The sequence below is a fragment of the Nostoc punctiforme PCC 73102 genome (genome assembly GCF_000020025.1).
Classification (GTDB): Bacteria; Cyanobacteriota; Cyanobacteriia; order Cyanobacteriales; family Nostocaceae; genus Nostoc; species Nostoc punctiforme.
Genome location: NC_010628.1, coordinates 98,856 through 111,957, shown reverse-complemented (window position 1 = coordinate 111,957; position 13,102 = coordinate 98,856). Strand labels below are relative to the sequence as shown.

At 41.0% G+C, this 13,102-nt stretch carries 6 protein-coding genes; all 6 read right to left on the bottom strand.

Annotation, left to right across the window (positions count from 1 at the left end; all coding sequences use genetic code 11):
- Positions 1–7: 7 nt before the first annotated feature.
- Positions 8–973, bottom strand: coding sequence for a hormogonium polysaccharide biosynthesis glycosyltransferase HpsE (gene hpsE, locus NPUN_RS00365; protein ID WP_012406900.1), 966 nt, complete (start codon positions 971–973; stop codon positions 8–10).
- 199 nt (positions 974–1,172) lie between these two features.
- Positions 1,173–1,871 (bottom strand): prepilin-type N-terminal cleavage/methylation domain-containing protein, encoded by a 699-nt coding sequence (locus NPUN_RS00360; protein WP_012406899.1) that lies wholly within the window; start codon positions 1,869–1,871, stop codon positions 1,173–1,175.
- A gap of 28 nt (positions 1,872–1,899) precedes the next feature.
- Positions 1,900–2,868 (bottom strand): hormogonium polysaccharide secretion pseudopilin HpsC, encoded by a 969-nt coding sequence (hpsC, locus tag NPUN_RS00355; RefSeq protein ID WP_012406898.1) that lies wholly within the window; start codon positions 2,866–2,868, stop codon positions 1,900–1,902.
- Between the two features lie 127 nt (positions 2,869–2,995).
- The gene (gene hpsB, locus NPUN_RS00350; RefSeq protein ID WP_012406897.1) at positions 2,996–3,676 is read right to left on the bottom strand and encodes a hormogonium polysaccharide secretion pseudopilin HpsB; all 681 of its coding nucleotides are present in this window, start codon (positions 3,674–3,676) and stop codon (positions 2,996–2,998) included.
- 21 nt (positions 3,677–3,697) lie between these two features.
- Positions 3,698–8,398 carry a hormogonium polysaccharide biosynthesis protein HpsA gene (gene hpsA / locus NPUN_RS00345; RefSeq protein WP_012406896.1) on the bottom strand — a complete coding sequence of 1,567 codons (4,701 nt, stop codon included), beginning with the start codon at positions 8,396–8,398 and terminating at the stop codon, positions 3,698–3,700.
- A gap of 1,018 nt (positions 8,399–9,416) precedes the next feature.
- A complete protein-coding gene (gene metH, locus NPUN_RS00340; protein ID WP_012406895.1) occupies positions 9,417–12,950 on the bottom strand; it encodes a methionine synthase in 3,534 nt (1,177 codons plus the stop codon).
- Between the last annotated feature and the right edge of the window lie 152 nt (positions 12,951–13,102).

The following is a 13,102-nucleotide window of genomic DNA, read 5'->3' as shown; positions in this document are numbered from 1 at the left end:
CATTATTTCATTGTTTTTTAGTTAAATAGCCATTCTTCAAAAGGTAAAAAGGACTAAATAAGCTGCTTAAAAACAGTTGCATTTCACAAGCAGCAACTAAATCACTTTTCAACAGAGTATTGTATTTAAGTAAGTGTAAAGCAATTTTGCGTAGGTCATTTATCATATAAGCTAAAATGAAAAATGGCCTATACATTTCTTTTATATTCACCATTCTAGTTACACAACGGCTAAGTCCAATACCTCTAAAAAACGGAATTAAATAATCTTTTTGTAAACGAGAAGTTGGTATTTTGTGAAATATTTCCATCTCTGGGTTATACCAAATTTCCCAGCCTGATTTTTGAATGTAAGACAGCATTTCTAAGTCTTCACTGGTAAGCATATTGCCTTGAACTCTCCCAGTTAAAATAGGCTTATCCGGTACACTTTCTAACCACGCTTGTTTACGCACAACAAGTCCAGCAGAGGGAGGTAGTAATTTTTTAGCTGGTTCATATAATAGCGGTAAATTACCTCGCTCTGTAATTGCCAAGAATGGGGCAATTCGCTGAAAGTTCTCTGGTGGTTCTATTTCCCAGTCAGGGTGAATTTGGCTACCATAAGCTCCCACTTTGGGATATTTTTCACCAAAAGTATAAGCTGCATACACCCAATTTGATACTGGATAGTTGTCATCATCTAGAAAACCTATCAATCTACCTTTAGCTTCTGCAACTGCCCTTTTTCGGGCATAGGCTGCCCCCTGTTGTGCTTCAAAGCAATACTTCAAAGGGTAAGGACATTGCCAATTTTGTTGATAGGTTTCAACAACTTTAGCTGTGTTATCAGTGCTGTTATTGTCTACAACTATAATTTCCCAAGATAAATTGTCGGTGTGAATTTGGTTTTGTAGTCGTTCTAATAGTTCTGGCAAACGACTTTCACCGTTATAAGTTGGGATCGCTATAGTAATATCAAGGTTTTCAGTCATTTGATAAAATTTACATTTGATATCTTGATTAAAACGCTTTTTATTTTATACATTGAGCCAATAGCTAGTTTATTAATGGCTCTTAAATAAATCTATCGAACATTAAAACTGCACCTTATATTTTAATTTTGCTATCAATGTGCAGTTTTATGTACAGTATTATTGCGTATCTTTGAATTAAGATTGCTGCATAAGCTACTTAACTGCATTTATCATCTTTTGCTGTAAGCATTGAACCTAAGAGAGTTTTCACAATGACGCATCGCTTGGTGCTACTAGCCGATGTAGAATTTGCAGAGTTTGGTACAGCTACCACAATTTTTAACCCAGGTGCTTCTGTCGCAGGGGCTGTAATTGTTCCAAAGTTTGCATTTGGTAAAGTCCCCATATAGTCAAAGGTAATTTTTGTTGATGCACTTAAAGTGTCAGATACAGAAGAACCAGCAGTATTTTCACTGCTGAGATTCGTACCTATCAGAAATTTATTAGAGCTAACTCCTATATCCGCCCCTAAAGGTTTCCATGTGGGACTTCCATCGCTACGATAAATGGCAACCTCTACATTTTGGGTTGTGCTATTTTTCTGAAAACTGACACTGTAGTTAAGTTTTTTGTTTTTAGCTTCGCGCTGTGCTTGTTGTAGTGCAGCTAAAACAGCGTCATTAACTTTGTTCACTTGCTGGCGATTTACAAAGGCAAGCCAACCAGGAGCTGCGATCGCTGATAAAATTCCAACTAAGAGCATTACTACTATTAATTCTATCAGGCTAAAGCCAGCATCCTTTTGGAAGTATGCAGATACATAGCGAAGTCTGTTCGCCAGAGATGCCTGCTTGGGTGTTTCCACTACAAATTGTTTAGGAATTTTGTTTAACCTCAATAAAGCTGCGCCTTGCATACAATACCTTTCATTGATTAGCTAGAGGTTATTTACTAAATAAAAATCCGCGTCCTTGGACTCGAATGCTTGAACTGGGAAAATAAGTTTTTGTGTTATTAGCATAAGCTAGGTTATTATTTTGCACACGAGCAAGTGCATTACCTCTGATGTACACCTGGGCTAACACGTCGTTGGCATCGACACAAGCAAAAAATCCACTTGTTTGACTGCCTACAAGGTTTGGACTAGAGCAAGGTGCGGTGCTACTAGGGGCAGTGGTGCTAATGTAATCAACCAAAGTTACGACTTGATTACTATAATTTGCTGATGCAGCCTGCCATTGATCCATCTTGTCTTTGAGTAAAGTACCGTTTTTATTTAGTGATGGTGGATTAAATCCACTATCAGTTGCACTTCCTGTTGTATTAGCATTAGTTGCATTCACCGGTCCTCGAAGTTCAAATCTACCAATGCGTGCCTCTTTAGACCAGGTAGAGTTTGCACCATCTGTATTGGTGATTAAGTAATACGCTACTAATGAATAAGCAAAGCCATCATCTGTATTTGCAGCACTAGTCTCAGTGCTGGCATTAATACCAACACTATCAGCTATAAGCTGACGTTTCCAAAAAACAAGTATTGGTTTACAAATAGTGCTATCACTACAGCTAGTAGCAGATTTCAGTGGTGGTATTTGGTTTTTAATTCCTGAATTAGTAATAGTAGTATCTGCATTTCTAGTAACACCATCAGCATCGTAGATGTAAACTGCTTGTTGTAAGTCACGATTGATATAATCCAGTGCTGCTTGGATTTCTTGCTCAGAAGTTGCCTTAGCTTGTTCTTTGCGATCGCCATCTAAAATGTTAATCATAAAAGCCATTAAAGGCGTTATGATTAGTATTGCCATAACCATAGCTACTAGCAGCTCAATCAGGGTAAAGCCGCTAATTGTCTTATTTATTCCAGAGCGTTTTAATTGAGTACTCAGGATAAATTTCAGTGAATTTATCATGCTGCGGTTTCCCTTTTATTGAGAGATATTTAAAAATAGACTTCTTGCATAAATATTTATTTGCCTCACACAAAGACGGATAAAAAGAGTGTAAGATTCAGAATTTTGCAAGAAGTCTAACCAACATTTAATTGCAACCACCTGTGTAGCGGGCACAAAGGTCGCTATATTTAGGCACAGTGTCGTTGATATCTGTTGTCATTTCCACTAAAGGTGTTGTTCGCTGACCTATACCTCCGGTGAAAGTAGCTTGTGTTGTCTTAGTTGTAGAAGTGTTCTTGAGTAGAGTAGTACTATCTTTGAAAGCATCTGCTCTGTAAACCCGCACACCTAAAGCATATCCACTAATAGCGCTGGTACTAGCTAAGTTGTAGCGAAAACCCTCTACAATCATGTCTGTAACACTGGTGTTTTCACAGGCACCACTACTATCAAAATCAACGCAGTACAAAGATGTCCCCGTTGGAACGGTGCAGTAAGAGTTTGCTGCACAAGTTAAAGTTCCCGTAGCTGTGGGAGCGGCGTATGCAGTTAGGGTATCAGTACCCGTAGAGGTTGGGGCCGCGATTTTCTTAGTTTTGACCGCATCAATATATGATTTGGCAGCTTGTGTGGCTAATTCTATCCGTCGGGATTGTACGCGAGTTGCCACTGACAGGGAAAGAACTGGTGCGATCGCAACTAGCAAAATGCTAACTACAAGTATCGCTACCAAAGATTCAATAATTGTGAAACCCCCTTCGCTGGCTCGTAGGTAGGATCTAGCTGTCTGTAACCTTTTGTTTTTAGCTTGTTTCCCTATCATCATGGCAATTTACCTAATATTTAATTAAACCGAGTCATCTGGTATGGATGAAGGACAACTACTTGTTGGGCGATATTCATTGGGAACTGCATTTGCGTAAGTTACTGTCACTCCTGATGCTGGTATACCTGTTTGGTTACTAGCTTCACCAGCACAGAGTAATGTTTTCACCCAGGTATCATCTCGACCAACTTCTCTAAAGTACTCATTCGGGCGACCTGATGGAGTTAAGGTAAATCTTTGGGCAAACAAATCTGGTTGCTCTGACAACAGACCAACATCAAACCCCCAACTTCTGTTTGTTGGTGCGTTGTAGAAAGGTAACAGACCTGAGCCGTTCGGAGTTGGATAAGTGTCTAGTGCATAGTCAAAAAGGCTCAGATTAGCGGTAGTGTCATTGGCGGTATTAGTTGCACCAGTTGTTGATTTGGCAGCGAAAATAGGTGAAATTGGGCCTGTAGAGAAGCTACTTCGCTTCAATTGAATAAAACTGCCACTAATTTTGGCTGTTTTAAGATTCCAGTTTTCCAAAAATCGTACAAAGTTTTGGAAACCTGCTGAGGTTTCAGCCGCTCTACTGGGGCTATTTCCTAATACAAAGGTTGCATTATATACAGTGATGTTATCACTAGGTTGTTGTATCCAGTTATCTCTAAACTCATTTTGTGCTGTTCCGTCACCCCTGATGCCAGTGGTACTGCTTGCGTCATGAATCTGCAAAACTGGGACTAAGAGCGGCTGACCAGTTGAATCGGCACTACCATCGCCGTCAGCATCAATAGGAAGGTAATAGTACAGTCTGTTGTTAAAGTCGTAACTTACTTTTCCTAAATTTGCTATAGATGCATCTGTTGATGTTCTAAACCAGAGAGCATTTTGCTTTGCTCTTGGTAAACCTCCTGAACTATAAGCAAACTCTTGGATTATTCCAGAATCATCTATACCCAAGGGTACATATTTATTACTACTTCCTTGCTCCTCCAATTGGTTAGAAGCATTACGTTTAAAGGCGACCCGACGAGGATAGCGTGCATATTCTGAAGTGGCAAATACAGCAGTTGTACCAGCCTTGTGTGTAGTGATACTGAAGGTTTGACCTACTGCCGCAGATGCTTTCAGGCTGGTTGATGGATCGACATACCAGTCATCTGGGCCACAATCAGAAACCGAGAGCTTGGTACATACTTCCATTAAGTACTCTCCAGGGTTGTTTGTAGCCGTGGAGTTATTAATTCTTCTTTGAATCGGTGTTACCCCATTTAGTGCATAAGAGCCTAAACTCAGGTTGGGATAATTTATCTGACCGCTAGCGGTGGATTGCCAATTGGTACTGGTAAGAAAGTCATTTTCCCAAAAGCCATTTTTCAGGCGGTCTCGTCTTCTTGCATCTAAAGTAGGTATGGAGGGAAAGTTAGTAGTGTTTAAGTTACCTTCAACTGCAATACCAGTGTTATTGTTCAGATCGTAATCGCCTTGGCTACGCACACCATCTATAAATGACCCAGATAGTAAGGTCATGGAATCGGCAATGATTGTTGCTGGTCTCCAAAAGTCACCTCCAGTAGTAGGACAACCTGTTCTTCCTTGACGACACGCAAATCTATCTTCGCGAGTACTGCGACCATAGAAGTCGGTACTTGCTGAAACTGTAAATTCCTCAATTTCCGTAGTGCTACTTGTACTTGTGCGGTGCAAATTGAAGTTACCCTTGATATATACGGGTAAATTTGTTACTAAAATCAAACCTTTCTCTTTGGCATTGTAAGCATTGGTACTAGTTCTTGCTAAAGTTCCCCCATTAATCAGGCGAATGCCGTTTGGCCGGCGTGTGGGGTCAAGTTTAAAATCAGTCGGGCTGAGTAACTCTGAGTTAGATGTGCTACTTACATTACCTTCAGTGTATGGCTCACTCGCATCGCGCAAGGCATCATCTCTAGAGGCGTAAATAATGCCGCTATAAGGCAATAAATACTCATTTGCCGTTATTGCTGTGGTCGCTAGTGAACCTAAATCAATGTCAGTTACCCGAACCTCTAGGGGTTGGCGCTGTTCTAAATCTAAGTCGTATGTGCTTGATGTGTTTGAGGGACTAATCTGCTTGGCTTCTCTGGCATCTAGAAAAGATGCTTCTCTGATTGCACCATGAGCAGGTTGGTTAGTAGGAGTAACAAAACTAGTTGGACTACTAAAAATGGAAATAGCACAAAGTGCTGTATCAATTGCTGAATAATCAGCTAGCTGCAAACCAGTACTAGGTACTGTGGTAGCAGTTCCAATTTTTGTGAGAGCATCTTTTAAAGGTTGATTAACCCAACGCCCATTAGGGAATTTTAAGTTGGCTTGTAGTTGTAGACGAGTTTTGTTAATTGTAAAAGAGGTTCTTCCAGGAAAGTTGTAAACAACGCCATTGTTTGAGCGACCGTTGGTAGTATCTACACCATATCCACCATCTTGATTAACTTTGTTTTTAGCTGTATCTGCGGTCGAGGGATCGTAGTAGCTGCTCACACAAGCGATCGGTTCTTGGTCAGTGCCATAGTCTACTTTGTAGTGATAAACAGCCGTCGCTCGCATTTTGAGATCGCCTGAGCGACCATTTCCTGGTGTTGACATCGGCATTGTGTCAGGCCAGACAATTGTAGTATCAGTTGAAGGAGCTGTTAAGAATGAACCAAGGGCACTAGAACCTCGTGGGTAAAACGGGCCAGTTATTGTATTTGGAACACTACCAGAACCATCTACATAAATACCTGCACCAGTAACAATCCGCACACCGCCCACACTATCTAAATCGTTTACAGGATTTACTGTGGCATTTTCTTCCCAAAAACCATTTCGGTCTGATAAACCCAGGTCTGTAACAGCTTGTATTTGAGTATTACGCCATCTTTGTTGAGCATCTGAACCAGTTGGTCTAGTCCAATTAACAACAGTACCACCACTACTAATTAACTGGTTAGCTTCTGTGCCAACATATTGAGTGCCTTGTTGCCATAAAGCAGGTAAGTTGTTACCTACAAGAACGCGATCGCCTAATTTAGTCTGAACGCCTTCTTTCTTTTGTAAATCTGGATATGTCTCCTCTAGCTGAGAAGTAGTTAAAGTGATACTTGTTGCACCAGTAAGCTGATTACTAGCATTTACTGGCTCTCTCCAGGTTTGTTGAGGATCTAAGCTGGCAGTAATAGCGGTATATCCAACTGTTTGATCCCCTCCTGTAGCATCTGCTACTTCTGCAAAGGGTACTCGACGGGTACGATTTCGCAGATAAACTTCTATTTCGTCATAAAGGATATTTTTTGCTGTGGTGATATCATCAGTATCTAGTACTTTGGCTGTGACGTTAGTTTTCACATCACTTGGATAACCACTAGCGTTAACAGCAGCTTTGAGAGCACTACCAGTAGTTGTAGCTGCGGCATTACACGTTGTGCATAAAGCGATCGCAGTAGTCTTCATCGCAGCAATACGCTTATTGAATGCAGCATCATTAAATCCAATTTCTGCACCACCAGTACTGCTTGTAGATTTATTGGTGTTGTTAATATAATCTGTGTTAGTGTTATTACCAAAACCTTGAAAAAGGTCAACGTTTACACTTGTACCAGTATTATTTTGAGCAAGACTACCATTTCCGACATTTCCTCCAACACTAATCTGTCCATTTTCTTCATTGTAGAAACAAGATGTTTTGCTGCTAACTTGCCGTAAAGTTATATTACCGCCACTGTTAATCACCCCTACTAGTAAGTTGGCATTTGTATGAATTCTTCCATTCAGCAATAAGGTTGTACTACCTACTATCACTTCCAGATCGTTTTCAAACCAAACAGCATTATTTGAAAGGGGAATACGAGTGCGGTCTTGCTGAAATTCTAGTGCTACAACGCTTTTATTTCCTTTATAGGTTTCGTATTGTGTAGCATCTAAGCCGCCTATTTGAGTGATTGGTACATTAACACTATAGACAAAGAAGCTTTTACCCAAATTGCCACTGTTTAACTTATACCAACTTGAGTTACCCACTAAGCTAGAAAAACCACTTGCACTACCGCAGTTCTGATTTGAGCTACCATCCATTGGTGGGGTTCTAGCTTCTAGAGTTTTTCTTTCACGACTAAACTCCCCTGAACTGTTTCTAGGTGGTGTACGAAAGTAGATTCCATAGAGAGTAAAAGTGTCCTTTTTGCCATTATTATCTGTATCAACGGCAAATTTCCAAGCACTTTTTAATGTTTCATCATTCTCTAAAGCGCTACTAGTATCAATGCTGTTATTACCGTCAATATCAAAAGCTAGCTTCAGGCGAGTCTCATCACCAAGCCTATACTTATCTTTTTTCAGAACATCATATAAAGCGCTATCAGAAGGAGTTCCTCGTGGTAGTGTTGGGTCTTGTAGTAGTGCATCTATTTTTGCTCTAGCACGGTCAATCGCGGGGTTAGCAGCGTTGAGTACAGCTTCATTCACCCGGACATTGCTGGCGTTTTTAGAGCGTTCAAAAGACCGAAATAAAATTGCAGTTGTTAACAGTACGACTACCAAAATTACCATCGCCACTGTTGGTAACACAAAGCCAGCATTCGCCGAACTGTGTCTTCTACGATTGCCGAAAAAAGCCCTTAATAGCCAAATAATTTGCTTGTTAATTGCAGATAAAAACTGCTTGCTAATTTGTTTGAAGGTTTTTTGAATTGCCTTGACTAGCTGACGTTTTCGAGGCATAGCTGCTTCCCTGTCAAGTGGTTGTTATTTTTTTATTGTTTTAGACATAGGACTTACACAAAACTATACGCTGTAGGGGCAATTCATGAATTGCCCTTACCTGAATATAGGGTTTCGGCTATTGTTTGCGTAAGTCCTAAAACATCTCGAACTATGCCTGTAATGTATTTTTATAGGCATCAGTTGAAGCTATATTTATTTAACTACTGCATCTTGTTTTACTAACTTTCAAATAAAGTAGGTACAACAAAAGACAATTTGTTAAAGTTATATCATTTATGAATTGTTCATTTTATCCGGTAAATACTGATTTTTTGAAAATTATTTAGTCCAAGTCTGAGAAACAGTAAGAGCATAACTTCACAGTAAATTTGCGGAAATATATTTTATTTAAAGGCAAATTTATGAAGATGGTGTTAACAGAGTAAACTTATAATACCCAACTGTTAAACGAAAGATATCACTTGGGTGTAAAATAATTACATATAGCGATTATCTCTTCGGTGCAATACTGTCGAAACCTCATCCTACCCTGGCTTTAATCCACTCTTTAATAATGAGAGGGACAGATTTTGCGTGGTATAACCAGGGTAAGATTTTCTTGATATATTCGGTAAACTGTAAATTACGCCAAGAGATATTTATGTGTACACCGTAACTTCTTAATAGGTAGAAATAAGTTTCTTAGCTTTTCTTGTATTTTTGCGTAATAGTCGCTTTTTTATATTTGACTATTTTTGTTATAAAATTGAGTTATTTTTGCTTCAATATATTGAAAATATTACAAATTTATTGATTTCCAATTTCAGTCCAGTCTCTTTATAAAGGCTACGGTGTACACACATCTCTCTTAGAAAACCAAAATGTTGTATATCCTCCTAAATCCTCCTTTTTAAGGAGGACTTTGAGAGGTTTTTTCCCCCAATAAATTGGGGGGCTGGGACGATAAAAAGCTTGTGGGACAACTTTAAAACACTTGTGTGTACACCGCAGCCTTATAAAGGAGAGGGGATATAGATTAAGCGCTAAAGTATTTTGCTACTGGGTGGTAAGTAATAATTGCAGTGGTCGATTGTTCTGGATAAAGTTGTTCACTTTCATCCATATACAATTTAATTCTGTCAGTCTGCAATAATTCCAGTTGCTTGTATTGGTCTTGGATATTCGGGCAAGCTGGATAACCAAAACTATACCGTGAGCCACGATAGCGTTGTGCTAAGATGTCCCGGATATTGTCGGGTTCTTCAGCAGTAAAACCTAACTCTCGGCGAATTCTGGCGTGTGTCCACTCAGCTACAGCCTCTGCAACCTGTACCGCCATACCGTGAAAATACAGATAATCAGTGTATTGGTTATCAGCAAATAGCTTTTGAGCAAACTCTGTTGCAATCTCTCCTACAGTCACCGCCTGCATCGGGAAGACATCAATAATTCCCGATTCCTTTGGTGCAAAGAAATCTGCTATGCACAACCGTCTTAATGACTTTTGTCTAGGAAACTCAAAAGTTGTAATCTGCTGTGATTGGTTCTCTGAGTCATATATATGTAGAGAATTCCCCTCAGATTGACAAGGGAAATACCCATAAATTACCTGGGGATGCAACAGATTTTCTTCAATAATTCGCTGTTTCCAAGTTTCTAAAATTGGGTAAACTTTCTCCGCTAAGAAAGCTTGATACTCTTCCTTGGATTGTTCCTTTGGTTTGCGGAATTGCCACTGTCCAGCAACCAAAGCTTGTAAATCTAAGTGCCAGAATATTTCCTCGATGGGAATATCACTAGGCTGCAATAATTTCGTTCCCCAGAAAGGCGGTGTTGGACGTTCAATATCCACAGCTACAGCTTCGGAACGTCTCGTATCTACTACTTTTGGTTCAGCAGATGTTTCTTCAGCAGTCTTAGTTTTTGGTTCTTTGTGACCATTAGTCGAAACTTCAGCAGTTTCCACTTCATTCAAAAATCCCTGCAAATCTTCCCAGTTACCTGTAGCCTTTGCTGGCATTAATTTATCCATGAAGTGCAAGTCAGAAAAGGCATCTTTGCCATAAACAACTTTACCTTTATAGGTATTTTGGCAATCTTCATAGACAAACTTGGGAGTCAATGCAGCACCACCTAAAATTACGGGGACACTAATTCCCTTTTCGTTGAATACCTCCAAATTCTCTTTCATGAAGGCGGTGGATTTTACCAGCAAACCACTCATGGCTATACAATCAGCTTTATGCTGTTCGTAAGCCTTGATGATGTTTTCCACCGGCTGCTTAATTCCCAGGTTAATCACCTTGTAGCCATTGTTGGACAAGATGATATCCACCAAGTTTTTACCAATGTCGTGGACATCGCCTTTCACAGTGGCAATGATAAAGGTTCCCTTAGCATTGTTGCCTGATTCTGATTTTTCCATGAACGGTTCTAGAAACGCCACCGCCGCTTTCATGGTTTCCGCAGATTGCAAAACGAAGGGTAACTGCATTTGTCCAGAACCGAATAATTCCCCGACAACTTTCATGCCATCTAGCAAAAAGGTGTTGATAATTTCTAAGGGGGGATGTTCTTCTAAGGCTTTTTTCAGATGTTCTTCTAAGCCAATGCGTTCGCCGTCGATGATATGGCGTTTCAGGCGTTCTGGGATAGGGAGACTTTCATCTAAGGAGCGATCGCGTTTTGTCGTTACCCCGGCAAACACTGTGGTAAGCTCTCCCAAGGGATCGTAAACGCAAACATCACCCTCAAACTTCCGCTCATCATAAATCAGCTGCCGACAAATTTCTTGATGGCGTGCGTCAATCTTCGATAGCGGTAAAATCTTGTTAGCGCTGACAATGGCTGCATCCATTCCCGCCGTCGTCGCTTCGTGTAAAAACACTGAGTTCAACACCATCCGCGAGGCTGGTGTTAAACCAAAGGAAATATTGGAAACACCCAAAATTACATGACTTCCAGGCAATTCTTGACGAATGCGCCGGATGGATTCAATTGTGGCTTTACCGTTTTCTCGGTCTTCTTCAATCCCGGTGGAAATGGGTAACGCTAGGGTATCAAAGAATATTTCTGTGGGTGGTATGCCGTATTCTACAGCTTGACGGTATGCACGCCCCGCGATCGCAAACTTTTTGTCTGCTGTCCGTGCCATCCCATCTTCATCGATAGTACCAATGATTACACCAGCACCGTATTTCTTCGCTAACTCCAACACCTTCAAAAAGCGCGGTTCCCCGTCTTCATAGTTGGTGGAGTTCAGCAAACACTTACCACCAGCAACCTTTAAACCCGCCTCCATCTTTTCCCATTCGGTGGAGTCAAGCATTAAGGGCAATGTCACATTATTAACAATGCGCGAAACTAATTCGTGCATATCTCGCACGCCGTCGCGTCCCACATAATCGACGTTGATATCAAGGATGTGTGCGCCTTCTTTGACTTGCGCCCTCGCCATTGAAACGAGTCCATCCCAATCTTCGGCATTTAGCAAATCGCGGCACTTCTTGGAACCACTGGCGTTGAGACGTTCGCCAACTATCAAGAAGGAGTTATCTTGATCGTAGGGCTGAGTGGTGTAAATTGATGCTGCTGCTGGTTCTAAGCTTGGTTGTCTAACTTTTGGCTTCAGGTCTTTAGCTACTTCTGCCAATTGTTGAATGTGTTCTGGACGCGTCCCACAGCAACCCCCGATCACTTGGACACCCAAATCTTCAACAAAATGCATCAGCGACATCCGTAATTCCAACGGTGTCAGGCGGTAGTGCGCTTGACCGCCAACGTTTTCAGGTAAACCCGCGTTGGGAATACAGGAAACGATGAAAGGTGAATGTTCTGACAGATACTTGATGTGTGGTTTCATCAAGTCTGGACCAGTCGCGCAGTTTAAACCGAGAATATCAATTGGATAAGGTTCCAAAATTGCCAGCACAGCACTGATTTCTGAACCAACCAACATTGTGCCCATGCTTTCCATTGTCACAGACACCATCAACGGACGGCGATCGCCTTTTTTGGCAAACACTTCTTCAATTCCATTCAGCGCCGCTTTAATTTGCAGCACGTCTTGGCAAGTTTCCACCAGAAATAAATCAACACCACCATCCCACAGCGCCTCTGCTTGTTCGGCAAAAGTAGCTTTCATGGTGTCAAAGTCAATATGTCCCAAGGTAGGGAGTTTAGTTGTGGGGCCGATAGAACCTGCCACAAACCTGGGTTTTTCTGGTGTGGAAAATTCCGCAGCCACACGTTTCGCCAATTCTGCGGCTGTCTTGCTGAGGTAATACGCTTGGTCTGCCAAGTCATATTCTGCCAGCACAAGGGACGTACTACCAAAGGTATCCGTTTCAATGACATCAGCACCAGCAGCAAGAAAGTCTCGGTGAACCTTAGCGACAGCTTCGGCTTCGGGTTTAGTATGGACTAAGTATTCGTTACAACCTTCATACTGTGGGCCGCCGAAGTCTTCAGCAGTGAGGTTTTGGGTTTGTAAATTGGTTCCCATCGCCCCGTCGAAGACGAGGACTGGGCTATCTGGACTACGCAGGCGTTCAAGGAAAGAATGAGTCATATTTTCCTAGAAGAAATGAGGACCTCAAGTGAGTCTTGTGATACTCGACTTACTTTATTATTTTCCAAAATTTTGGAAGTTTCGGCAGTATGTAATGAAAAATTTTGATGCCGTACTGGAATTACTTATGTGTCTATAATATCACTGTATAG